General features: G+C 70.7%; 24 protein-coding genes and 2 tRNA genes. 14 read left to right on the top strand and 12 right to left on the bottom strand.

Annotation, left to right across the window (positions count from 1 at the left end; translation table 11 throughout):
- The first annotated feature begins 237 nt into the window (after positions 1–237).
- The 10 genes from ACN268_RS22150 (at position 238) to ACN268_RS22105 (ending at position 7,464) form a co-directional block, all read left to right on the top strand.
- Entirely contained in the window at positions 238–1,890 is a 1,653-nt protein-coding gene (locus tag ACN268_RS22150) for an FtsK/SpoIIIE domain-containing protein (RefSeq protein WP_421484830.1), read from the top strand.
- Complete coding sequence (locus ACN268_RS22145) at positions 1,887–2,198, top strand: spread protein (protein ID WP_421484829.1); 312 nt, start codon at positions 1,887–1,889, stop codon at positions 2,196–2,198. The genes ACN268_RS22150 and ACN268_RS22145 overlap by 4 nt, the downstream gene beginning before the upstream one ends.
- Positions 2,199–2,232: 34 nt before the next feature.
- Positions 2,233–2,421: a hypothetical protein gene (locus ACN268_RS22140; RefSeq protein ID WP_074475723.1), complete on the top strand. Its 189-nt coding sequence runs from the start codon at positions 2,233–2,235 to the stop codon at positions 2,419–2,421.
- Positions 2,418–2,675: a hypothetical protein gene (locus ACN268_RS22135; RefSeq protein ID WP_421484828.1), complete on the top strand. Its 258-nt coding sequence runs from the start codon at positions 2,418–2,420 to the stop codon at positions 2,673–2,675. Before ACN268_RS22140 ends, ACN268_RS22135 begins: the two co-directional genes overlap by 4 nt.
- Positions 2,672–3,202: a hypothetical protein gene (locus tag ACN268_RS22130; RefSeq protein WP_421484827.1), complete on the top strand. Its 531-nt coding sequence runs from the start codon at positions 2,672–2,674 to the stop codon at positions 3,200–3,202. The genes ACN268_RS22135 and ACN268_RS22130 overlap by 4 nt, the downstream gene beginning before the upstream one ends.
- Positions 3,202–3,840, top strand: a complete 639-nt coding sequence (locus ACN268_RS22125; RefSeq protein ID WP_421484826.1) for a hypothetical protein — start codon at positions 3,202–3,204, stop codon at positions 3,838–3,840. Before ACN268_RS22130 ends, ACN268_RS22125 begins: the two co-directional genes overlap by 1 nt.
- The gene (locus ACN268_RS22120; protein ID WP_421484825.1) at positions 3,837–4,259 is read left to right on the top strand and encodes a hypothetical protein; all 423 of its coding nucleotides are present in this window, start codon (positions 3,837–3,839) and stop codon (positions 4,257–4,259) included. The genes ACN268_RS22125 and ACN268_RS22120 overlap by 4 nt, the downstream gene beginning before the upstream one ends.
- Before the next feature lie 84 nt (positions 4,260–4,343).
- Complete coding sequence (locus ACN268_RS22115; RefSeq protein WP_421484824.1) at positions 4,344–6,110, top strand: replication initiator; 1,767 nt, start codon at positions 4,344–4,346, stop codon at positions 6,108–6,110.
- Positions 6,110–6,316, top strand: coding sequence for a helix-turn-helix domain-containing protein (locus ACN268_RS22110; RefSeq protein ID WP_074478321.1), 207 nt, complete (start codon positions 6,110–6,112; stop codon positions 6,314–6,316). The genes ACN268_RS22115 and ACN268_RS22110 overlap by 1 nt, the downstream gene beginning before the upstream one ends.
- 35 nt (positions 6,317–6,351) lie before the next feature.
- On the top strand, positions 6,352–7,464 hold the full coding sequence (locus ACN268_RS22105; protein WP_421484823.1) for a tyrosine-type recombinase/integrase: 1,113 nt from the start codon (positions 6,352–6,354) through the stop codon (positions 7,462–7,464).
- A gap of 56 nt (positions 7,465–7,520) precedes the next feature.
- Here ACN268_RS22105 and ACN268_RS22100 read toward each other — a convergent pair.
- The 6 genes from ACN268_RS22100 to gyrB all read right to left on the bottom strand — a co-directional run bounded on the left by ACN268_RS22100 (position 7,521) and on the right by gyrB (position 13,654).
- Positions 7,521–7,596: transfer RNA gene (locus ACN268_RS22100), tRNA-Ala, on the bottom strand.
- A gap of 32 nt (positions 7,597–7,628) precedes the next feature.
- The gene (locus ACN268_RS22095; protein ID WP_211291697.1) at positions 7,629–7,757 is read right to left on the bottom strand and encodes a DLW-39 family protein; all 129 of its coding nucleotides are present in this window, start codon (positions 7,755–7,757) and stop codon (positions 7,629–7,631) included.
- Between the two features lie 49 nt (positions 7,758–7,806).
- Positions 7,807–7,880 (bottom strand) — tRNA-Ile (locus ACN268_RS22090).
- 303 nt (positions 7,881–8,183) lie between these two features.
- The gene (locus tag ACN268_RS22085) at positions 8,184–9,059 is read right to left on the bottom strand and encodes a DUF3566 domain-containing protein (protein WP_421484822.1); all 876 of its coding nucleotides are present in this window, start codon (positions 9,057–9,059) and stop codon (positions 8,184–8,186) included.
- Between the two features lie 4 nt (positions 9,060–9,063).
- Positions 9,064–11,586: a DNA gyrase subunit A gene (gyrA, locus tag ACN268_RS22080; protein ID WP_421484821.1), complete on the bottom strand. Its 2,523-nt coding sequence runs from the start codon at positions 11,584–11,586 to the stop codon at positions 9,064–9,066.
- A gap of 121 nt (positions 11,587–11,707) precedes the next feature.
- The gene (gene gyrB, locus ACN268_RS22075; protein ID WP_421484820.1) at positions 11,708–13,654 is read right to left on the bottom strand and encodes a DNA topoisomerase (ATP-hydrolyzing) subunit B; all 1,947 of its coding nucleotides are present in this window, start codon (positions 13,652–13,654) and stop codon (positions 11,708–11,710) included.
- Between the two features lie 529 nt (positions 13,655–14,183).
- On the opposite strand from gyrB, the gene ACN268_RS22070 reads away from it, so the two are divergent.
- Complete coding sequence (locus ACN268_RS22070) at positions 14,184–14,768, top strand: hypothetical protein (protein ID WP_421484819.1); 585 nt, start codon at positions 14,184–14,186, stop codon at positions 14,766–14,768.
- 13 nt (positions 14,769–14,781) lie between these two features.
- On the opposite strand, the gene ACN268_RS22065 is transcribed toward ACN268_RS22070, so the two are convergent.
- The gene (locus tag ACN268_RS22065; RefSeq protein ID WP_421484818.1) at positions 14,782–15,258 is read right to left on the bottom strand and encodes a MarR family winged helix-turn-helix transcriptional regulator; all 477 of its coding nucleotides are present in this window, start codon (positions 15,256–15,258) and stop codon (positions 14,782–14,784) included.
- Between the two features lie 87 nt (positions 15,259–15,345).
- Here ACN268_RS22065 and ACN268_RS22060 point away from each other — a divergent pair, with 87 nt between their 5' ends.
- Positions 15,346–15,573, top strand: coding sequence for a hypothetical protein (locus ACN268_RS22060; protein WP_145917177.1), 228 nt, complete (start codon positions 15,346–15,348; stop codon positions 15,571–15,573).
- Positions 15,574–15,576: 3 nt separating this feature from the next.
- Here ACN268_RS22060 and ACN268_RS22055 read toward each other — a convergent pair whose 3' ends face one another.
- The 5 genes from ACN268_RS22055 to dnaA all read right to left on the bottom strand — a co-directional run bounded on the left by ACN268_RS22055 (position 15,577) and on the right by dnaA (position 22,114).
- Positions 15,577–16,335 (bottom strand): DUF721 domain-containing protein, encoded by a 759-nt coding sequence (locus ACN268_RS22055; RefSeq protein WP_421484817.1) that lies wholly within the window; start codon positions 16,333–16,335, stop codon positions 15,577–15,579.
- On the bottom strand, positions 16,325–17,458 hold the full coding sequence (gene recF / locus ACN268_RS22050; RefSeq protein WP_421484816.1) for a DNA replication/repair protein RecF: 1,134 nt from the start codon (positions 17,456–17,458) through the stop codon (positions 16,325–16,327). Before recF ends, ACN268_RS22055 begins: the two co-directional genes overlap by 11 nt.
- A 16-nt stretch (positions 17,459–17,474) precedes the next feature.
- Positions 17,475–18,347 carry a phosphogluconate dehydrogenase (NAD(+)-dependent, decarboxylating) gene (gnd, locus tag ACN268_RS22045; RefSeq protein WP_204925525.1) on the bottom strand — a complete coding sequence of 291 codons (873 nt, stop codon included), beginning with the start codon at positions 18,345–18,347 and terminating at the stop codon, positions 17,475–17,477.
- 40 nt (positions 18,348–18,387) lie between these two features.
- The gene (gene dnaN / locus ACN268_RS22040; RefSeq protein WP_421484815.1) at positions 18,388–19,521 is read right to left on the bottom strand and encodes a DNA polymerase III subunit beta; all 1,134 of its coding nucleotides are present in this window, start codon (positions 19,519–19,521) and stop codon (positions 18,388–18,390) included.
- Between the two features lie 784 nt (positions 19,522–20,305).
- Positions 20,306–22,114 (bottom strand): chromosomal replication initiator protein DnaA, encoded by a 1,809-nt coding sequence (dnaA, locus tag ACN268_RS22035; RefSeq protein ID WP_421486960.1) that lies wholly within the window; start codon positions 22,112–22,114, stop codon positions 20,306–20,308.
- Positions 22,115–22,769: 655 nt separating this feature from the next.
- Between dnaA and rpmH the strand changes: the two genes are divergently transcribed.
- Positions 22,770–22,907, top strand: a complete 138-nt coding sequence (gene rpmH / locus ACN268_RS22030; RefSeq protein WP_007073824.1) for a 50S ribosomal protein L34 — start codon at positions 22,770–22,772, stop codon at positions 22,905–22,907.
- Between the two features lie 29 nt (positions 22,908–22,936).
- Positions 22,937–23,365 (top strand): ribonuclease P protein component, encoded by a 429-nt coding sequence (gene rnpA, locus ACN268_RS22025; RefSeq protein WP_421484814.1) that lies wholly within the window; start codon positions 22,937–22,939, stop codon positions 23,363–23,365.
- The last annotated feature ends 9 nt before the right edge of the window (positions 23,366–23,374 follow it).

The following is a 23,374-nucleotide window of genomic DNA, read 5'->3' as shown; positions in this document are numbered from 1 at the left end:
CTGGCCCTAGGAAAGCTTGGCCGCCCCGCTGCCCTCACCAATCCTCTCGGCCTGGAAGGGCAGGTTCATCATGCCAATCGTCCTGGACTGGACGCGCGGTGCGGGTGCCGGCGAGCCGGCTCCGTGTGTGATCTGCGGGAAGCCGGCGATCTGTCGGAGTCCCGCTGGCAAGCCAGTGCACAAGGTCTGCGCCGAGGTGTGGACCGAGCGACGCTCGGCCGGTAAGGCGGTGGCCTGATGCGGGCCCCGCTGGTCAACTTCCGTAGGTTCCAGGTCGCTGCTCCGTGGCCGCTGGTCTGGACCGTCACCGGCCTGTTCCTGCTGGTGCGTCTCGTTGTCGGCGTGGTGCGGCTGGGTGTAGCTGCGGTGCGGAACTGGCGATCGGTGCTCGTCGTCGCCGTGGTCCTGTTCGCCGTAGATGTCTACCGGTCGTATGGCTGGTGGCCTCACCTCCTGGCCGCCGTCGTCGTCGCGGGTGGCTCGGGTGTGTGGTGGTGGCGTGGCCGGGAGTCGTTTCATCGGCTGGTCGTGTTGCGGCTGATCGGGCTGTGGCGTCGCTCGTGGGTGTATCGGCGGCAGTGGCACGAGGTGATGTCGCTGTGTGGGCTGGTGAAGAAGTACGACGGTGGGAAGAAGCTGCCAGTCCTGCTGTCGGTGCGGTGCACCCACGCCACCGATGAACTGGTGGTGCGGATGCCTCGGGGTCAGAACCCGGAGGTCTACCACAAGGCGGCGCGGGACCTGGCGCACTCGTTCGGTTCCCGGCACTGCCGCGTCCGCTCCGGCCGGCCGGTGGCTCCGCCTCGCTCCGGTCATCTCGCGTGGCTGCTGCGCCTGGTCGACGGCATCCGGTTCCGGGATCGGCCGCGGCGTCTGCGGTTGGTGTTCATCCGCCGGGACCCGTTGCGGCAGATCGTGAAGCCGTGGCCGGTGCCGTCGCGCCCGGACTTCACCGCCCTGCCGGTCGGGATGCGAGAGGACCTGGCCGTGTACGCGCTGCGGCTGCTGGCCACCCACGTCCTGATCGGCGGCGCGACCCGCATGGGCAAGGGCTCGGTCATCTGGTCGCTGCTGCGGGCGCTGGCCTCCGGCATCCGCTCCGGGTTGGTGCGGGTGTGGGCGATCGACCCGAAGGGCGGCATGGAACTGGCCATCGGTGCGGCGTTGTTCTCCCGCTACGTCGATGACGACTGGACCCGGATGGCGGACATGCTCGATGACGCCGTCGCCAGGATGCGGGCCCGTCAGCAGGTGCTGCGCGGCAAGGTCCGCGTCCACACCCCCACCACCGACGAACCGTTGATCGTCGTGGTCATCGACGAGATTGCGGCGTTGCTGGCGTTCCTGCCCGACAGTGACCTGCGGAACCGGATCACTCAGGCGTTGGGGCTGCTCCTGACGCAGGGCGCCGGGCTCGGGGTGCTGGTCGTCGCCGCGACCCAGGACCCGCGTAAGGAAGTCGTGTCGGTGCGGGACTTCTTCCCCACCCGTATCGCGCTCGGCCTGACCGAACGCAGTCACGTCGATCTGCTGCTTGGTGAGGGTGCGCGGGATCGGGGTGCCCTGGCCGATCAGATCCCCCTGTCCGCTCCGGGCGTGGCGTATGTCCTGCTCGACGGCCAGCCCGAACCGGCCCGGGTGCGGTTCTCCTTCATCCCCGACGACGTGATCCGGGAGATGGCCGCGACGTTTCCCGCCCCACCCGAGACCCAGTCCCACCCGGAACCGACTCCGGCCCCGGCCCGTCCGGTCCCGGCTGCCCGCAACGGCAACGGCACCGGCGTGGGTGGGCGCACCTACCGGCCGAAGCAGGATGCGCCGCTGTTGCCGCCGTCGCTGCTCAACGCCCTGGACCTCAACGGCACCCGCAATGGAGGTGACTCCCGATGACCGCTCACGAGCTGCCCGAGGACGTCCCGGTGCGGATGCCGTACGCCGACCCTCCGCTCGACGCGCCCGCCGCCGATCGCCGGTTCTACCGGCTGCGTGCTCCGCACGTGGATAAGGCGTCCGTGCCGGTGACGGTCCGGGTCGCTCCCGACGCTGACCTGTACGTCGCCGTTGGTGCCGGGCGTCGCCGGATGTATCTGACGCCGGCTGAGGCGTGGGCGCTGTGGCGGTGCCTGTCCGAAGCGGTCGCCTCCACCGGTGAGCCGCCGGAGTGGATCCGCGTGCACATCCGCCCCACCACCCGCTGACCTTTCCGTTCCGCCCGAAACGAGGAGTCCCCTGATGGCTACCCGTCGGCTCACCATGCGTCCGATCCGCCGGATCTGTCTCGACCTGCACCACACCGACCCCGACCAGTCCTGCCCCTACTGCGCCCCCGACCCCGTCCTGGACGCGGTGATCGGAACCGCGCTGCGCCGTCACGCGGAGATCGCCGCCGAGGACGCCGAAACCTGGGGATGGGCCGCATGACCCGCCCCATGGCCGGCCCGTTCGGCCGCGACCTCTCCGTGATGATCGCCGGCCCCGCCGGGGTGCTGCACCTGGTCACCAATCCCGAGGACTGCTCCCTGTGCGGGCAGCGCGGTGAGGTCAACGTCTGGAACCCCGCCGCCATCCGCGACGAACTCACCTTCGAGTTGACCCCGCCCCGGCACCGGATCTGGGTGACCCCGTGCCCCGTCTGCCGGTTCCACGACTTCATCACCTGGGAGGCCCCGCAGTGAACCACCAACTCTGGTCCTGGCTCCTCATGGCCGTCGGCGTCACCGGCCTCTACCTCGCCGGGAAACGCTCCTGGGTCGGCTGGGCGATCGGACTCGCCGGACAGTTCCTGTGGCTGGCCTACTCCCTCGTGACCGAGCAGTGGGGCTTCCTGGCCTCCTGCTTCGTCTACGGCGCGGTCTACATCCGCAACCTGCGCGCCTGGCTCCACCCCACTCCGCCCACCAACGTCCAGGGCGACCCGGTTCCCGCCCCGGCTCGCGATCCCGTTCGGTCGTCCGTTGGCCGGGGATCGTCGGTGGTGCGGTCGCACTCCGGGCCGGTGCGCTGCCTGTCCGCCTCCTGCCTCCGTCCGGCTACACACTGGCACGACGGTGCCCCCTGGTGCCTGCCCTGCGCCGACCGGGCCATCACGGATGAAGGCCGCTGTGGCGTCGACCCGGCCCCGGGCACCGATGCTGACTTCGCCGCGTACTACCTGACCCGGGACCTGAACCCGGCCCTGCGCAGCGTCGGGCAGGTGTCGTGATGCGCCCCGCCACGATCGCTGACCGGTTGGAGTCGGCGTTGCTCGTGCTGATCCTCCTGGCCGTCGGTGGGTTCGCCGGGGCCGCGTCGTTCACCCACGTCCACGACTGGACCATGGCCCACGCCCCCGCCGGTACCGGGGACTGGTTCGGCTGGGCCAACGCCGTCATCTCCGAACTCACCCCCGCCGCCGCACTGCTCGTCATCCGCCGCCGACGCCGCCGCGACCCGGACGCCTCCGTGCTCTACCCCCTGGCCATCCTGATCGCCTCCGTCGTGCTGTCCCTCGCCGCGCAAATCGCCGTGGCCAACGACAGCTTCTCGTCCCGGCTGCTGTCCTCCGTGCCCGCGCTGGCGTTCCTCGCCCTGTCCAAACTCGTCCTCACCGGCCACACCACCCCCACCCCGGCCCCGGTGCCTGCGCCGGCCAAGCCTGCTGACCCCATCGACCTGGACGACACCGACACCGCCCCGGCCCCCGTCAACCCGACCCCGGCCCCCGTCGTGCCGCCCACCCCGGCTCCGGAACCGGTCCACGTACCCGCTCCCGTTCCTTCGGTCCCGTCCGTCTACGTGCCCTCGCCCGTGATCCCGGCCCGCACCAACGGCCACGTCTACGCCGCCGGGGTGATCCAGTGACGCGCACCCACCTTGCCCGCACCCGACCCCCCGCCTCCGGCGCGCTCGTTCGCCGGGTCGTCGGCACCCCCGCCGAAGTCGCCGCAACCATCGCCCTCGTCCGCGACTCCGGCCGCCTGCTGTCCATGACCCGACCCCAGCAGCTCCCCGATGGGCGCCGGGTGACCGTCACCATCCGGTTCCTCGACCCCCGCCCCATCCGGGTTCGCCGGTCCCGCCGTGGCCTGGCCATCGCCGTCCCGGCCGTGGGCCTCGTCGCCGTGGCCGGCTATCTGACCGTCCAGCTCGTCCGCGCGGCCCTCACCATGCTGCCGCTGATCGCCGGCGGCGTCCTGGTCCTGGCCGTCATCGCCGTCCTGCTGCGCCGCAGCTCGGGCCGCTGCTGCCCCGGCCTGCACTGCCCCGGCTGCCACCACTAACCCGCCCGGCTGGCCCACCCCTGACCGACCCCGGCCACGGGTGGGCCAGCCAACCCCCCTGCCGCTACCACCGGAGGTGACCCGTTGACCGCCCCGACCCTGCCCGGCCTCACCCCCGACACCCCGCCGCCGACCCCGGGTTCGCGTGCTGCCCGTCTCGCGCTGCCCATGTCCCGGCAGGTGCTCAAGGAGATGGCCGCCGAGTACGGCGTGTGCCTGCACCCGGTCACCCTGCGCCGCACCGACCTGCACACCGGACAGACCGAAGTCGTGGACCTGCCCTGCGGGTCGACCCGCGACGACAAGTGCCCGCCCTGCGCGAAACGCGCCCAGCGGCTGCGGCGCACGCAGATCCGGGAAGGCTGGCACCGCACCGACGAACCCGCCCCCGCACCCCAACCGGCCACCGACGCGCAGCGAGAGTTGATCCTGCTGCGCGGTCATCTGGAGTTCGCCCGCGACGAAGCCCACCGCGCCGCCCAACACGACCAGATCCCCGGCATCGACCAAGCGATCGCCGAGGTAGAAGAAGCCATCGCCGCTGAGGGCCTACGCGGGCGGGTCGCCCCCTCCCACGACCCCGATGAGGATGATGCGGGGCCGCGTCGGAAGCGGTCGACCCGCCGCCGCCAGGACGCACCCGACCTGCCGCGTAAGAAGGTCGAACCCCGCACCCTCGGCAAGGTGTACGTCGCCCCCGACGGCACCGAACACCGGCCGTCGATGTGGCTCACCCTCACCCTCGACTCCTACGGCCGGGTCCTGCCCGACGGCACGCCCGTCGACCCGGACACCTACGACTACCAGCGCGCGGCGTGGGACGCGGTGCACTTCGCCCGGCTCCTCGACCGGTTCTGGCAGAACCTCCGCCGCTGCGTCGGCTGGAACGTCCAATACGCCGGCTGCGTCGAACCCCAACGCCGCCTCGCCCCACATGCACACTTCGCCATCCGCGGCACCATCCCTCGCGCGGTGCTCAAGCAAGTTGCCGCCGCGACGTATCACCAGGTGTGGTGGCCACCCGCCGATGAACTGGTGTATCCGCTGGATCGGCCGCCGGTGTGGGACAACGACGCGAACGCCTGGGTCGACCCCGACACCCGCGCGCCGCTCCCGTCGTGGGCTGACGCTCTGGACCTGGTCGACGCCGACCCCGACGCATCGCCGGCTCACGTCGCCCGGTTCGGCGTCCAGGTCCGCGCCGAAGGCGTTACCCCTGGCACCGTCCACGCACAGCGCACCATCGGCTACATCACGAAGTACATCACTAAGTCCGCCGCCGACTGCCACACCGCGAACACCGACCGGCAGCGCGACCACCTCGACCGGCTCTGGCAGCAACTCCGGATCACCCCCTGCAACGAGCGGTGCGCCAACTGGCTGCTCTACGGCGTCCAACCGAAGAAGGCCCACAGCCGCCTCCAGGCCGGACGGTGCAAGGGCAAGGTCCACCAACGGGCCACCCTCGGCATCGGTGGACGCCGCATCCTCGTTTCTCGCGACTGGTCCGGCAAAACCCTCGCCGACCACCGCGCTGACGCACGCGCCTGGGTGCGAAACCTCCTCGGCGTCACCGTCGGTGCCGACGACGCCCCGACCACCGGCCCCGACGACCCACCCGCGTTCGCCTGGGAACTCGCCCGGCCCGATGACCCGGACATCCCACCCCTACAACACCGGCTCCTCAAAGCGCTGTCCCAACGCGCCCAATGGAAAGCCGCCCTACGCGCTGCCCAGGATCGAGCGAGCTCCGCTTCTCCCGAGACAGGTCAACTACTTCGCCGAGGACTACTACCAGCAGTACCCAGCCCCGACAGCGGTCGTGCTGCCGACCCGAAGGAGATGGAGTGATGACCATCGCCAACCACTCTCGTACGGTCGCGCCCAAGAGCGTCCGCCCCGCCGAAGCCGCTGCGCTCCTCGGCGTCTGCCGGGACACCGTCTACGTCCTGATGCGGTCCGGGCGACTCCGGTCGATCAAGGCGGGTCGCGCTCGGCTGATCCCGCTGGCGGCAATCGATGAGTTCCTGTCGGCTGATGAGGAGTTTGCAGCGTGACCAGCCGGCGGCGTCGTGCTCATGGTGAGGGTTCGGTGTACGAGCAGCGCCCCGGCGTCTGGGCGGCGGTGATCGATCTAGGCTGGGTCGACGGGAAGCGGAAGCGAAAGTACGTCTACGCCAAGAGTGAGGCTGAGGCGGTCCGGAAGCGGGACGAACTGCGGCGTCAGCTACAGCTGGGCGTCGACCTCGCCACGCCGCCCCGAACTCTGGAAGCCTGGTTGACGGAATGGCTGCGCGATGTGAAGGCGCATGACGGTACTCGTCCTTCAACGCTGACGCGCTACCGCCTGGCGGTCACCAAGCACCTGGTGCCGGGACTGGGCCGGGTGAAGCTCGATCGGTTGACGCCTCGGGACGTGCAGCGATTCCTGACCGGTCTGCGGGGCAAGCTGGCGCCGGCCAGCATCGTCAAGGTGCACGCGGTTCTTCGTGTCGCCCTGGCCGACGCCGAACGGATGGACCTGGTCCCACGCAACGTCGCCAAAGCGGCCAAGCCTCCGGCTCTCGGCCGGGTCGAACGGCGTGCCCTGACGCCGGAGGAAGCCAAGACGCTGCTGTCGGTTCTCAAGGGCGACCGGTTGGAATCGCTGTTCGTGCTCGCCCTGGCGACCGGTCTGCGGCGGGCTGAGCTGTTGGGCCTGCGCTGGTCGGATGTCGACCTGCCGGGGAAGGCGTTGTTCGTGCGTCAGACCCTCCAGCGGACCGACCGTGGTCTTGAGTTCGTGCCGCCGAAGACGCATCGGTCGAGTCGTCCGCTGCCGCTGTCGGCGCTGGCGGTTCGGGCGTTGGAGTCGCAACGAGTGCGTCAGGCCAGGGAGCGGCTTGCCGCCGGTGAGGTGTGGTCGGATCACGACCTGGCCTTCGCGAGCACGATCGGTACGCCGATGGAACCGCGAAACGTGAACCGTCGCTTCGAGCAGCTCCGTTCGGCGGCAGGTCTGGAGTGGCTGCACCTGCATGATCTTCGGCACGCGTTCGCGACGTTCCTCCTCGACCAGGGCGAGGAGCTGCGGACCGTCATGGAACTGCTCGGGCACTCCACGATCCGAATGACGGCCGACACCTACGGGCACGTCCTGCCGGCGCGGGCTCGTCAGGCTGCCTCGGCCATCGATCGCGTGCTCGGCGAGGAAGGGACGGCGTGAACCGCTTGGCTGTACGAATGGCTGTACTCGGGGTCGAGATCAACCAAGGAAAGTGCTGGTGGAGCCCAGGGGACTCGAACCCCTAACCCCTGCCTTGCAAAGGCAGTGCTCTGCCAGTTGAGCTAGGGCCCCCGAGGGCGGACGAGCCGCCGGGTGCTGGCTGGTCAGCGCAGGTCGGGCGAGGTGGTGGCCTCGTGCCACAGGGCGCGCTCGTCGTTGGATTCCTTGACCTTCTTGGCCACCACAGCAGCGACGCCGATGATGCCGACCAGGAACAGAAGCTTCTTGAACATGGGGCGACCCCTCGCGCTCGACTCGACTGCCCGTCGGAACGGTGTGCGGTGGGGCTAGCTGGAATCGAACCAGCGACCTCAGAGTTATCAGCTCTGCGCTCTAACCGACTGAGCTATAGCCCCGCGTGGCGACGAGCAAGATTAACCCATCGCGTCGTCCGCTCCCAAATCGGGGTGGCCGACGCTCCCGCGCCTTCCCGACCGTACCGGTCGGCTCACGACCGGGCGAGCCCTTTCCCCCGGTCCAGGGGGTCAGAGATCCACTCCTGCGACGGGAAACAGCGGCATCGGGCGACCCGGACACCGCTGAATCGACCCACGAGCGGCCACGACCCGGCCGAGCGACCCAGGAGGGGGCGCAAACGGGCCGGGGAAAGCACGACGCCGGGGCGGCCGCTGTTCGCGGCGCCCCGGCGTCGGGTCGGATCAGTCGCGCTCGGCGAGCGTCAACTCGATCCCGCCGACCAGGTCGGCGCAGACGTTGTAGATGAACGCCCCCAGCGTGGCGAGCGCGGTGAACAGCACCACGTTCACCAGACCGACGAGGGCGGACGTCAGGATGACGCCCTTCGCGGTGATCTGGAAGCCGCTGTTGGTGCCCTGCCCGCCGCTGGCGCTGACCAGGTCGGTCAGGCTGTCGTTGACGCTCTGGAACACGCCCATCGCGTCCAGCGCGAGATAGAGCACCGAGGTCGCCACGACCACCACGATGAACAGCACCACGGAGACGGCGAAGGCGAACTTCATCACGGACCACGGGTCGATCCGCTTGAGGTTCAGCCGGGCCCGGCGCGGCCCCCGGGAGGCGGCCGAACTGACCGAGGTACGCGCGGCGCGTACCGCGTCACCCACCCGCGCGGCGCCGACGGCGGACGCGCCACCGATGCCCGGGGGCAGACCGCCACCGTTGGCGGGGCGGGCGGCGTTGTCCGGGGTCGGCCGGAAACCGCCGACCTTCGGCTGGGTGCCTGTGGTGGACGGGGAGGTGGCGGCCCCCACCGTGATCGGCTGTGTCGTGTTGCTCGACCGGGCCGCCGCAGCCACCGGCTGGGTGGCTGAGGAGGGCGCGTCGGTGCCCGTCGGCTGGGGCTTCTCGGTCGTTCCCGAGTCCTCACCGGGCTTGTCCGGCGGCGGTGCCATGCCGGGTGCCCGGGTGAACTTCGGGGCAGGCGCGTCGGCGGGGACGGTGGCCCGACCCACGGCGGCGCGGCCGGCGGGGGTTGTACCGCTCTTGGCGGCCTCCTCGTCGACCGGGGTGGCCGAGGTCCCCTTGTTCCCCGACTTCGCCTGTGTCTCCGTCATTCAACTAGTCCTGTTCGTCAGGCTCGTCGGCATTGCGAGCAATCGCCACGATAGTCACGCCGTCCGGGAGGTCCATCAGCTTGACCCCCATTGTGTTCCGGTCACGGGTACGGCGTACAGGCTTCACCGGAGTCCGGATGACGCCGCCGTTGCTGGTGATCGCGAACAGCTCGTCGTCCGGGTCGATCACCACCGCGCCGACCAGACCACCGCGGCGCTCGGTGATCTTCGCAGTCAACACGCCCTTACCTCCCCGGCCCTGAACCGGGTATTCCTCGATGGGGGTACGTTTCGCGTATCCCCCGTTCGTGGCCACCAGGACGTCCAGGCCCTCCCGGACGACCTCCATGGCCAGCAGGACGTCGTCGTCGGTGAAGCGCATGCCGATCACACCCGAGGTGGCCCGGCCCATCGGGCGCAGCGCCTCGTCGGAGGCGTTGAACCGGATCGCCTGGGCCTTCTTGGAGACGAGCAGCAGATCCTCCTCCGGTGCCGCGAGCACGGCACCGACCAGCTCGTCCTCATCGCGCAGGTTGATCGCGATGACGCCGCCGGACCGGTTGGAGTCGAACTCCTCGAGTCGGGTCTTCTTCACCAGGCCGTTTCTCGTGGCGAGTACCAGGTAGGGGGCCACCTGGTAGTTCGGGATTTCGATGATCTGCGCGATCTGCTCGTCCGGCTGGAAGGCGAGCAGGTTGGCCACGTGCTGGCCCTTGGCCACCCTACTGGCCTCGGGCAACTCGTACGCCTTGGCCCGGTACACGCGGCCCTTGTTGGTGAAGAACAGAATCCAGTCGTGCGTGGAGCATACGAAGAAGTGGCTGACGATGTCGTCCTGCCGCAGCGTTGCGCCGCTCACTCCCTTGCCGCCGCGCCGCTGCGAGCGGTAGAGGTCGACCTTGGTGCGCTTGGCGTACCCGGTGCGGGTGATGGTGACCACCACGTCCTCGCGGGCGATGAGGTCCTCCATCGAGACCTCGCCGTCGAACGGGACGATCTTCGTGCGCCGCTCGTCGCCCCACTTCGCGACGATCTCGCTCAGCTCCTCGGAGACGATCTTCCGCTGCCGCTCCGGCTTGGCGAGGATGTCCTTGAGGTCGGCGATCTCCAGTTCGAGCTTGGCCAGGTCGTCCAGGATGCGCTGCCGTTCCAGGGCGGCCAGCCGGCGCAGCTGCATGTCCAGGATCGCGGTCGCCTGGATCTCGTCGATCTCCAGCAGCCGGATCAGGCCCTGCCGGGCGTCGTCGACGGTGGGCGACCGCCGGATCAGGGCGATCACCTCGTCCAGCGCGTCAAGCGCCTTGGACAGACCGCGCAGGATGTGCGCCCGCTCCTCGGCCTTGCGCAGCCGGAACGCGGTCCGCCGCCGGATCACCTCGATCTGGTGCTCGACGTAGTACCTGATGAACTGGGCCAGGTTGAGCGTGCGCGGCACCCCGTCGACCAGGGCCAGCATGTTGGCGCCGAAGGTCTCCTGGAGCTGGGTGTGCTTGTAGAGGTTGTTCAGCACCACCTTGGCGACCGCGTCGCGCTTGAGCACGAGCACGATCCGCATGCCGGTACGCCCGGAGGACTCGTCCCGGATGTCGGCGATGCCGCCGAGCTTGCCCTCCTTGATCAGCTCGGCGATCCGCTCGGCCAGGTTGTCCGGGTTGACCTGGTAGGGCAGCTCGCTCACCACCAGTGCCGGCCGGCCCCGCTTGTCCTCCTCGACCTCCACCACGGCGCGCATCCGGATCGAGCCACGCCCGGTCCGGTACGCGTCCTGGATGGCGGACTGACCGACGATCAGCCCGTGGGTCGGGAAGTCCGGACCCTTGACGATCTCCAGCAGCGCTTCGAGGGTGGTCGCCTCGTCTGCCTCCGGGTTCTCCAGGCACCACTGCACCGCCGCGCCGATCTCGCGCAGGTTGTGCGGCGGGATCTTGGTGGCCATCCCGACCGCGATGCCCTCGGACCCGTTGACCAGCAGGTTGGGGATGCGCGACGGCAGGATGGTGGGCTCCTTGGCCCGGCCGTCGTAGTTGTCCTGGAGATCGACGGTGTCCTCGTCGATGTCCCGCAGCATCTCCATCGCCAGCGGGTCCAGCTTGCACTCGGTGTAGCGCATCGCGGCAGCCGGATCGTTACCCGGCGAGCCGAAGTTGCCGTTGCCGTCGACGAGCGGATAGCGCAGCGCCCAGGGCTGGGCCATCCGGACCAGCGCGTCGTAGATGGCCGAGTCGCCGTGCGGGTGGAACTGCCCCATCACGTCGCCGACGACCCGGGAGCACTTCACGTAGCCCCGGTCCGGCCGGTAACCCGAGTCGTACATGGCGTAGAGGATCTTGCGGTGGACCGGCTTGAGCCCGTCCCGCACGTCCGGCAGGGCCCGCCCGACGATCACGCTCATCGCGTAGTCGAGGTACGAACGCTGCATCTCGACCTCGAGCCCGACCGGCTCGATCCGGTCGTGCTGGACGACCGCCGCGAGGGGTGTCTCGGTGGTCTCCGGCTCGTTCGGGGTGGACTCGGGAGTATCGGTCACTGTTAACCCTTATCAGACTCAGAGTCGTGTTCGTGCTGTGGATAACGCTGTGGAAACCGGCCAGGCTGTGGATAACCCGGTGGACGACGGTCGGCCGGTGGAGCACCGGCCGACCGTGCCGTCAGATGTCGAGGAACCGCACATCCTTGGCGTTGCGCTGGATGAACGAGCGGCGTGCCTCGACGTCCTCACCCATCAGCACGCTGAACAGTTCGTCGGCGGTCGCGGCGTCGTCGAGGGTGACCTGACGCAGCGTCCGGGTGGCCGGGTTCATCGTGGTCTCCCACAGCTCGGGATAGTTCATCTCGCCGAGACCCTTGAACCGCTGGATGTCGTCCGGCTTGGCGTTGGGCTTCTTCTGCTGGCGCAGCGCGATCAGCCCGTCCCGCTCCCGGTCGGAGTACGCGTACTGGGCGTCGTCGCCCTTCTTGTTCCACTTGATCTTGTAGAGCGGCGGGGCGGCCAGGTAGACGTGCCCCAGCTCGACCAGCGGCCGCATGAAGCGGAACAGCAGGGTGAGCAGGAGCGTCTGGATGTGCTGGCCGTCGACGTCGGCGTCGGCCATCAGCACCACCTTGTGGTACCGCAGCTTCTCCATGTCGAAATCGTCGTGGATGCCGGTGCCCAGGGCGGTGATCAGCGCCTGGACCTCGTTGTTCTTGAGCACCCGGTCGATCCGGGCCTTCTCCACGTTGAGGATCTTGCCGCGGATCGGCAGGATCGCCTGGGTACGCGGGTCGCGCCCCTGCTTGGCCGAGCCGCCGGCCGAGTCGCCCTCGACGATGAAGACCTCGGACTCGCGCGGGTCGGTGGACTGGCAGTCGGCCAGCTTGCCGGGCATCGAGCCGGACTCCAACAGCGACTTGCGGCGGGCCAGCTTGCGCGCCTGCTGGGCGGCGATCCGGGCCCGCGCCGCCTGGGACGCCTTCTGGATGATCGTCTTGGCCTCGGCCGGGTTGCGGTCGAACCAGTCGACCAGCCGGTCGTTGCAGACCCGCTGCACGAAGCTCTTGACCGGGGTGTTGCCCAGCTTGGTCTTGGTCTGGCCCTCGAACTGCGGGTTGGCCAGCTTGACCGAGATGATCGCGGCCAGCCCCTCGCGGATGTCCTCGCCGGAGAGCTTCTCGTCGCCCTTGAGCAGCTTGCGGTCGGTGCCGTAGCGGTTGACCACGCTGGTCAGCGCCGCCCGGAAACCCTCCTCGTGGGTGCCGCCCTCGTGCGTGTTGATCGTGTTGGCGAAGGTGTAGACCGACTCGCCGTACGACTCGTTCCACTGCATGGCGATCTCGACCGACATGCCCTCTTCCTCGGCGGCGAACTCGACGACCGTCTTGTGCATCGGGTTCTTCGAGGCGTTGAGGTGCCTGACGAAGTCGGCGATGCCGCCCTCGTAGAAGAAGGTGACCTCGCGGGGCTTGCCCTCCTCGCCCTCGGCGACCCGCTCGTCGAGTAGGTGGATGGACAGGGCCCGGTTGAGGAAGGCCATCTCCTGCAGGCGGCGGTAGATGGTCTGGAAGTCGAAGTCGACCGTCTCGAAGACGTCCGGGTCGGGCCAGAAGGAGACCGCCGAGCCGGTGCGGTCGGTGGTCTCACCCTTGTCCAGCGGCTCCGGCTTGGAGTTGTGGTACTGCTGCCGCCACACGTGGCCGGACTTGTGGATCTCGACGGCCATCCGGGTGGACAGGGCGTTCACCACGGAGACGCCGACGCCGTGCAGACCACCGGAGACCGCGTACGCCTTGCCGTCGAACTTGCCGCCCGCGTGCAGCACGGTCAGCGCGACCTCGACACCCGGCTTCTTGAGCTTCGGGTGCAGGTCGACCGGAAAGCCACGGCCGTTGTCGGTGACCCGGACCCCGCCGTCGGCGAGCAGCACCACGTCGATGGTGTCGCAGTAGCCGGCGAGCGCCTCGTCCACCGCGTTGTCCACGACCTCCCACACCAGGTGGTGCAGGCCACGCTCGCCGGTCGACCCGATGTACATGCCGGGTCGCTTGCGGACCGCCTCCAGACCCTCGAGGACGGTGATCGACTCTGCGCCGTAATCCTGCTTGTCCTGCGCTGCCACCCTCGGCCACTTTCTCGCACCGTCCGCGCCGAGGGCGCGGGGGCGCGGGTTCGGCGGACAGGACGCGACGTCGGCGTGCACGGGTGACGGCCCCACAGGGCCGTCGCAGATCGTGCGCGCCGGTCGCCGCGGTTGCCCGCGGATCGCGATCGGCCAGACCCGACCCGGGACGTTGATCAAGGGCCGGTGAGGGCCCCCGTCCGTCGCACCGCGTCAGGTCGTCGTCTCAGCGTCAATCTTACTGTGCGCACACGACATAACCGCCACTCGGCACCCCTTGAAGGCGGCTCAGACCCTCGTAGCGGGCCGAATCTCGCTGTCCGCGACTCCCCCTACACGCCCCGGCCCGGTTTCCGTGCCCGCCGCCACCGGATAGTCCGGCTCGCCGGGTGGCGCGGGGTCGCGTCGGGCGGTGGTCATACCGTAGCTTTGCGGCGCGCGACCAAGTCGCTCGTCTTGATCTTTTCCACCCGTAACCGGGACGATGGACCCGATCGATCCGACACGTGCTCTCGAGAGGTGACACCAGATGGGGCTGGACAATGTCGCGGTGCACTGGCCGCGGACCGGCCGCTTCTACGACCCGGTCGCGCCGGCCGAGTTCGTCGACTTCGGCGAGATCGTCGACATTCCCCGGATCTCCGCGCCGACCGCCGCGCTCGCCGAGCACATCGCCAAGACCGGCACGGTCCGGGCGACCGCGTACACCGAGCTGGTCGACCTGATCCTCGGCCTGGAAAATGTGCTCTACGCCACTGACGCCGCCGCCGAGGACGAGGATCCGGTGATCGACCCGGACGGCTGCGCCTGGATCGCCGACGGGGTGGAGAAGTTCGTCGCCCAGCACCGGCCGCACGGCGAGGCGGTGACCTTCGAGTCGGTCAGCGAGGTGCTCCGCGCGCTGCTCGGTGACGGCCGCCTGGCCGAGCAGCAGTTGCGCTGGCTGGGCAGTCGGCTCGACCGGCTGCGCGACGAGAACGGCGACCCGCCGCAGTGGGACTTCACCTGCGCCGAGCTGGGGGTGCTGGCCGCCTTCTACCGGCGCTGCGCCGACCGGGGCTTCGCGATCTACGCCGACGCCGAGCCCGGTCGTCGTCCGGGTCCGCAGCACTGAGCGGGTCCCGGCTCTAGGGGCTGTCCGGCGTCGGTGCGGAGGTCACCGCGCCGTTGGCGGCGGCGATCACCCGGGTCAGCGCCGCGTGCAGGTCGCGTAGCTCGGCCAGTGGCAGTCCGAGCCGGGCGACGACCGCCGGGGGGATCTGCTCGGCCTGTGCCCGCAGCGCCCGGCCGGTCCCGGTGAGCGACACGGCGAGGCTGCGTTCGTCGGCCGGGTCCCGTTCCCGGCGCAGGTAGCCGGCCGCCTCCAGCCGCTTGAGCAGGGGCGACAGGGTGCCGGGGTCGAGTTGCAGCAGTCGGCTCAGCTCCCGGACCGACAGCGGCGCGTGCTGCCAGAGCGCCAGCATGACCAGGTACTGCGGGTGGGTCAGCCCCATCGGTTCCAGCAGCGGCCGGTAGACCGCGACGACGCCCCGGGCGGCGACGGAGAGCGCGAAGCAGACCTGCTCCTCCAGCGCCAGCGGATCCCCGTCGGGTTGTCCGTCCACGTGTTCCTCCTCGTCGCCGTTGCGATGCTACCAATGCTTGGTGTACCAATTGTTTGCACACCAAGCTTCAAGGAAGGGTCGTTGCCGATGAGCGAGGACAAGCCGGCGGCCAAGGCCCCGGGCGAGGGTGGCCGGCTCCTGGCCTGGGCGTTCAAGAACCTGGCCGGTCCGCCGGAGGTGGCCGGCGCGGTGCAGGGCGGCTCCCGGCAGGCCCGCGACGCCTGGAAAGAGGACCTGGAACGACGCAAGCAGTGGAGCCGCGAGCAGCGGGAACGCAAACGCGCCGAACGGGAGGCCCGCCGCGCCGAACGGTGAACCTCAGCCGTACGTGTCGCGCGGCCCCCGACCGCGCACCCGGCGCGGCCCCCGCGACCAGGACGGCGCCGCCGGCCCGTGGATGTGCAGCTTGCGGACCACGTTGTGGCCGACCTCCCCGGCGATCCGCTTCAACAGCGATCCGGCGAGCAGCCGCAACTGGGTGGCCCACGCGGTCGAGCGGGCCTCCACGGTCAGCTCGCCGTCCTCCAGCTTGACCGGACGGCTGTGCTGGGCGATCTCCGGCCCGACGACCTTCTCCCAGGCGCCGAAGACGGTCGCCTCGGCCGCCGGCTGCTGCCAGCCCCGCGCCTTCATCAGCCGTTCCAGCACCGCGCCCAACGGCTGCGGGTCACGCGGGTCCGGCCCCGGCCCGGAGTAGCCCCGCAGCCGCCGGCCACCGCCGTCGGCCGCGCCGGTCACCCCCGGTCGCCGGGTGCGGGCCGCCGCCTCCCGCCGGGCCCGCGCCGCGTCCAGCACCGCCCGCGCCAGCTCCGGTCCGCTCGCCCCGGCGTCGGCACCCGACGCTCCGCCGGAACCCGAACCACCACCGGCCCGCCCACCGGCGGCCTCGGCGCGGCCCGGGGAGGCGGCCTCCGCACCAACGGCCCCGGCGTCCGCGCCGGTCCCGGCCGGTCGGGACCGCGCACCCTCTGCGCCCCCGCCAGCTCCCCCGGGGGTACGCGCACCGCGTGCCCCGCCCGGGGTGGTGCGCCCCGGGCGGCCCGTCGACCCGGTGGGCTGCTCCGGTTCAGTCGACACGGCGGACCGTCCCCTCGCCGACGGCGTACCGGGCGCCACGCAGGGCCACCGGGACGTCGTCGTCCACCGCACAGGTGACCAGGAGCTGACCGGCCCCGCCGACCAGTTCGGCCAGTCGCTCCCGGCGGCCCGCGTCCAGCTCGGCGAAGACGTCGTCGAGCACCAGCACCGGTTCGATTCCGTCGGCGCGCAGCAGGTCGTACCCGGCCAGCCGCAGCGCCAGCGCGTACGACCAGGACTCGCCGTGGCTGGCGTACCCCTTGGCGGGCAGCGGGCCGAGGGTGAGCACGAGGTCGTCACGGTGCGGCCCGACCAGCGTGGTGCCCCGCTCGATCTCGGCCGACCGGGATTCGACCAGCGCGGCGGTCAACGCCCCAGCCAGTACCTCCCGGTCGGTGCCCACCCCGGTCAGCTCCACCGATGGCCGGTACGCGATGCCCGCCGCCCCGGCCCCCGCCGCCACCGCGTCGTACGCCTTCGCCACGTGCGGGGTGAGCGCGGCGACCAGTTCCAGCCGGCCGGCGAGCAGCTCGGCCCCGTGCCGCGCCAGGTGGGCGTCCCAGACCGCCAGGGTCGACAGGTCACCGCCACGCGACCCGCCCGTCTTGCGGGCCAGGTACGCCGTACGCAGCAGGGCGTTGCGCTGCTTGACCACCCGGTCGTAGTCGGCGCGCACCCCGGCGTACCGGGGCTGCCGGAGCACCAGCAGGTCGTCGAGGTAGCGGCGGCGTTCCGCCGGGTCGCCCCGGACGAGTTCCAGGTCCTCCGGGGCGAACAGCACCAGCCGCAACGCGCCGATCACGTCCCGGGCCCGCCGGGCCGGGGAGCGCCCGAGCCGGGCCCGGTTGGCCTTACCGGGGACGATCTCCAGCTCGATCAGCAGCTCCCGGCCGTCGTGCACCACCGCACAGCGGATCACGGCGGCGGTCGCGCCCAGCCGGACCAGGGGGGCGTCGGTGGCGACCCGGTGCGAGTCCAGGGTCGCCACGTAACCCAACGCCTCGACCAGGTTGGTCTTGCCGACGCCGTTCGCACCGGTCAGGACGTTCGGACCCGGCTCCAGATCGACGCCGACCCGCTCGTACGAGCGGAAGTCGACCAGTTCGAGCCGGCGGACGTACACAGCCTGTGGATGCCGCTCAGCGCTTGTGCACGGCGTGCCCGCCGAACTGCTGGCGCAGCGCGGCGACCGCCTTCATCGCGGGCGAGTCGTCCTGCCGGGAGGAGAACCTGGCGAACAGGGCGGCGGTGATGACGTTGAGCGGGACGGCCAGCCGGATCGCCTCGTCGACCGTCCAGCGCCCCTCACCGGTGTCGTCGGTGTACCCGGTCAGCGTGGCCAGGTCCGGGTCCTCGTCCAACGCGCGGTCGAGCAGGTCGAGCAGCCAGGACTGGACGACCGTGCCCTCCCGCCAGGACTTGATGATCCCCGGCACGTTCGTGACCATCTCGGCGGCGGAGAGCAGCTCGAAGCCCTCGGCGTAGGCGTGCATCAGGCCGTACTCGATGCCGTTGTGCACCATCTTGGCGTAGTGGCCGGCACCGACCGGGCCGGCGTGCACGAAGCCGTGATCGCCGGCCGGCTTCAACGCCTCGAAGATCGGCATCAGGTGGTCGACGTGCTCCTGCGCGCCGCCGACCATCAGGGCGTAGCCGTTCACGTTGCCCCAGACACCGCCGGAGACACCGACGTCGACGTACCCGATGCCCCGCTCGGCCAGCCGGGCGGCCCGGGGCGCGTCGTCGCTGAACCGCGAGTTGCCGCCGTCGATGATGATGTCGCCCTCGCCCAGCACCTCGGCGAGCGCGTCGATCGTCGCGTCGGTCACGGCGGCCGGGACCATCACCCACACCGCCCGGGGCGACTGCAGCTTGTCGGCCAGTTCGGCGAGGCTCGCGACGTCACTGCGGTCGGCGTTGCGGTCGTAGCCGACGACCTCCTGGCCGGCGGCGCGCAACCGCTCGCGCATGTTGCCGCCCATCCGGCCGAGTCCTACCAGGCCGAGCTGCATCTGCTCCTACCTCCGTGCGTCCGGGTGCTGCCGGTGCCGATCAGCGGGACACGCGGATCGGCATGATGAGGTACCGGTACCCAGGGATGACCTCGCCATCCTCACCTGCGGGGGAAATCACCGCCGGCTTGAAGGCGTCCACGAAGCGCAGCAGGGCGTACTGGGCCCCCAGGTTGGCCAGGCCGTCGATCAGGTACTGCGGGTTGAACCCGATGGTCAGCGGCTCGCCGGTGAAGGTGGCCTCCATGGCCTCGCTGGCGCGGGCCTCCTCGGTGCCGCCGGCCTCGACGACCAGGCCGTCGGAGCTGAAACTGAGCAGTACCGGGGTGGTCCGCTCGGCGACCAGGGCGACCCGCTTGACCACCTCGATCAGGGTGCTCACCGGCACCCGGGCCTCGGCGTTGCTGGTGGCCGGGAAGAGCGAGCGGACCGGCGGGTAGTTGGCTCCGTCGAGCAGCCGGCTGGTGGTGCGGCGGGTGCCGCCGGAGAAGCCGATCATGCCTTCGCCGGCACCGCCCTGGGACAGCGCCATGGTCACCTGGCCGCCGAGCGGACCGAGCGCCTTGGCGGTGTCGTTCAGGGTGCGCGCGGGGACGAGGGCGTTGATGCTGATCTCGGGGTCGTCAGGGTTCCACTCCATCTCGCGCAGGGCGAGCCGGTAGCGGTCGGTGGCGAGCATCGCCAGGGTGCCACCGGAGAGTTCCAGCCGGACGCCGGTCATCATCGGCAGCGTCTCGTCGCGCCCGGCGGCGATGGCCACCTGGCCGACGGCGGCGGCGAAGGCGGCAGCCTCGACGGTGCCGGCGCTCTCCGGCATCTCCGGCAGGGCCGGGTAGTCCTCCACCGGCATGGTGGGCAGGGTGAACCGGGCGCTGCCACAGACGAGCTCCAGGTGGGCGCCGACCGCGGCGATGTCCACCGGTTTGGCCGGCAGCGCCTTGGTGATCTCGGCGAGCAGCCGGCCGGAGACCAGGGCGGCCCCGTCGGCGTCGCCCTGCACCTCGACGCTCACCTGGCTGGAGACCTCGTAGTCGAAGCCGGAGACCTGGAGGTTGCCGTCGGTGACCCGCAGCATCACCCCGGCGAGCACCGGTACGGACGGCCGGCTGGGCAGGCTCTTCGCGGTCCACGCCACCGCTTCGGCGAGCGCGTCGCGCTCCACTCGGAACTTCATCAATGCCTCCGCGTCGACGTCAGCGACAACTCTCTCATGCCGACCGCTGCCCACCGTCCCGCCCGACCGTGCGGGTACCCATCGCACCTTAGGGCGCGTGGGCATCGGCTGTGCGCCCGACCCCGTGCTTCCGGTGCCGGGGTGACTGCCGACGGCAGCGCTGCGGCCCGATCCACAGGAAGTCCAACGGTGATGATTGGTTTTTGATTCTTCAGAAGAGATAACTCATCGTCTTCATCGCACCTGTGCAAACTGTGGGTAACTCGCGTCCTCGCAGCTCAGACACGTTATCCACCGGTGGGTTCGCTGTGGAGAACCGGGGGGTAAACCCGGTCGGTGGTCCACAGGCACCCGGTGTCCCCAGAGTTGTCCACCGTTGTCCACCGGTTGTCCACCGGTAATCCACCGGGTTTACCCCCAACGCTGTGGACAACCGGTCGGGCCCGGACCGCCGTCGTCCCCAGAACCTTCAACAGGTTGCCCACAGGCCCACCGTCGTCGGTGGACAACGACGGGGTTGTCCCCAGCCGTCCACAGCACTGTCCCCAGGGTTTGTCCACAGTCTGTGGGTAACCGGCTCCGGACGGAGCGTGGTTATCCACCGGTTGTGGAACAGGGGGTGTGGACAACCGGGTGGTCCTGTGGACAAAGAAGACGACGTCATGCGCCGATCGTGGCCCCTCGACCCGGTCGAGGGTCAACCCTGCCGGGGCGTACCGGCACGCAAACGCCCGGCCGAGGGGCTCGGCCGGGCGTCGGTGGTGCGGCGGGAGTGGCGTACGTCTCAGGTGTTCTGCTTGATCCGGTTGGTCAGCTCGGCGATCTGGTTGTACAGCGAGCGCCGCTCCGCCATCTGCTGGCGGATCTTCCGGTCGGCGTGCATCACCGTGGTGTGGTCTCGTCCGCCGAACGCCTGCCCGATCCGGGGCAGCGACAGGTCGGTCAGCTCCCGGCACAGGTACATGGCCACCTGGCGGGCGTTCACCAGCACCCGGGAGCGCGAGTGCCCGCGCAGGTCCTCCAGGCTCACCCCGAAGTACTCGGAGGTGGAGACCATGATCTGGTCGGCGGTGATCTCCGGGCCGGCGCCGTCGGGGATGAAGTCCCGCAGCACCTCCTCGGCCAGCGACAGCTCGACGTTGGAGCGGGTCAGGCTCGCGAACGCGGTGACCCGGATCAGCGCCCCCTCCAGTTCCCGGATCGAGTTCGACACCCGGGAGGCGATGAACTCCAGCACGTCCGGTGGGGCGTACAGCCGCTCCTGGGCGGCCTTCTTCTGCAGGATCGCGATCCGGGTCTCCAGGTCGGGCGGCTGGATGTCGGCCAGCAGCCCCCACTCGAAGCGGGTCCGCAGCCGGTCCTCCAGCGTCGCCAGCTGCTTCGGCGAGCGGTCGGACGTGATCACGATCTGCTTGTTCGCGTTGTGCAGCGTGTTGAAGGTGTGGAAGAACTCCTCCTGGGTCCGCTCGCGGTTCTCCAGGAACTGGATGTCGTCGATCAGCAGGATGTCGACGTCACGGTAGCGGCGCTGGAACGCGCTGGTCTTGTCGTCCCGCAGCGAGTTGATGAAGTCGTTGGTGAACTCCTCGGTCGAGACGTACCGGACCGACCGGGCGTTGCCGAGCGTCTGGGCGTAGTGCCCGATCGCGTGCAGCAGGTGGGTCTTGCCCAGCCCTGAGCTGCCGTAGATGAACAGCGGGTTGTACGCCTTGGCCGGTGACTCGGCCACCGCGACGCTCGCCGCGTGGGCGAACCGGTTGGACGAGCCGATGACGAACGTCTCGAACATGTACTTCGGGTTGAGCCGGTTGCCACCGGACTCCGTACCGCCGGGGCGTCGGTCGCCGGCACCGGGGCGGTGGTCGACGCCGGCCCGACCGGGCCCGCTGTCGGTGGCGCCGTCGCGGGCCAGGCCGCGCGGACCCTGCGGGTCACGTGGCGTGCGCCCCTGGTCCCGGTACGCGGGCTCGTAGCCGCGCGGGTCGGTGTCCGGCCCGGTGGGTCGGTGGCGTTCCTCGGCACCGTGCCGCTCGGGGGCGGGGTGGTGCGGTGGTGGCGGCTCGGTGAAGGCGACGCCGAAGAGGGTGTCCTGGCCGCCGTCCCGGCTCGCCGGGACCCGGGGCGGGCGGTGCCCGTCGCGCTCCGGCGGCCCGGCCGGCGGCGGCTCCGCCCCGGACTGCTCCGGCGGCCGGGCCTCCCGCTGGTACGGCGGTGCCGCCTCCTGCTGGTACGGCGGGTCGGGTTCGTCGAATGCCTGCGGCCGGTAACCGGGATGGTCGTCGACGGACGGTCCGGTCACCACCGGGGTGGCCTCGGGCCCGCTGCGGTAGACGGTGCCGGCCGGTCGCCCGGCGGCGTCCTCGGCGATCCGGACGGTGACCGCGACCTGGATCGGTCGGCCCAGCCGACGGGTGAGCGCCTCGGTGATGGCCGGGCGTAGCCGGGACTCGATGACGTCCCGGGTGAAGGCGTCCGGCACCGACAGCAACGCGGTGTCCTCGACGATCGCCCGCAGCCGGGTCAGTCGGAGGTAGGCGCGCTGCTGGGCGGAGATGATCTCGTCGGCGAGTTCGTCCGTCGCCGCGGTCCACACCGCGGCAAGGTCGATCGTTCCGGCCACCGTCGTGCCACCCCCTCGCCTCTGCTCCCGGCCGCCGCTGTGGTCCAGCGGATCGTGCCGGGCCCGCCACCGCGTTCGAGCGGGTGGTACCTCTCACCCACCGGACGGCTGACCGGCCGGCATCCACAAGTTATCCACAGCCTGTGTGTACCGACCGATTGTGGCCGCCCGCCGGACGCGGGTCGGACCTGCCCCCCTTGTCGGGGAGGGCGTTGAAGCGGGTTCACCGTGCCGAACGATTCACTGCCGGGTCCGGTCTTGCGCTCCGAACGACAACCCGGACCTGAAGCTGACCGCAAACGCGCACGGTAACAGCGACGGCTGTCCGCCATCAACCGACGCCCCCGTCAGGATCGGGACGCGACGCCGGATCGGCGGTGCCGCGACCCCCTGGAGCCGCAGCCCAGGGTGGTTTGACGGTCATTGCCCCCCTGCGTAGGCTGGAGCGGCTGCTCTGTCGCCCTCTGCTAGGGTGATGGGTGCTTGCTGTCCGTGGTCGCCGCCTCGCCCCGTCGAGGTTCCGTGCCGCCGGGCAGCGCCGATCGGAGGCCACCGCCGAGGTGGTCTGGTCCACCAAACGACCCCGGGCGAACCCGCACCGGGGACGTACGAAAACGGAGAGCCTGACGTGAGCAAGCGCACCTACCAGCCGAACAACCGCCGGCGCGCGAAGACCCACGGCTTCCGGCTGCGCATGCGCACCCGGGCCGGCCGCGCCATCCTGTCGACCCGCCGCGCCAAGGGCCGCGCCCGCCTGTCGGCCTGAGGCCGACCGGTCCGGGGACGTGGACAGTCGTGCTGACGGCCGCACAGCGACTGCGGCGTAGCACCGACTTCGCCGCAGCGGTCCGGGGTGGTCGACGCGTCGGTCGTGGTGCCGTCGTCGTCCACCTGACGGTGCCGGCGACCTCCACACCCGCGGCCACACCCCTCGGGACAACCCCGCCGGAGCCGGCGCGGACCACCGATCCGGAGTTGATCTCCGAGTCGAGCCGCGCCGGCTTCGTCGTGTCCAAGGCCGTCGGTCCCGCCGTGGTCCGCAACAAGGTCCGCCGCCGGCTGCGGCACCTGGTCCGCGAGCGGTTGGCCGAGCTGCCGGCCGGCAGCACCCTGGTGGTACGCGCCCTGCCCACCGCGGCCGGGACGCCGTACCCCCGGCTGGCGGGCGACCTGGACGCGGCCATCGCCGCCGCCCGGCAGCCCCGGGGCCGGAGGTCGCGGTGAGCAGCAGCC

Source organism: Micromonospora sp. WMMD735 (assembly GCF_049178995.1).
In the GTDB taxonomy this organism is placed as follows: Bacteria; Actinomycetota; Actinomycetes; order Mycobacteriales; family Micromonosporaceae; genus Micromonospora; species Micromonospora wenchangensis.
This window is presented reverse-complemented; position numbering and strand designations above follow the sequence as displayed.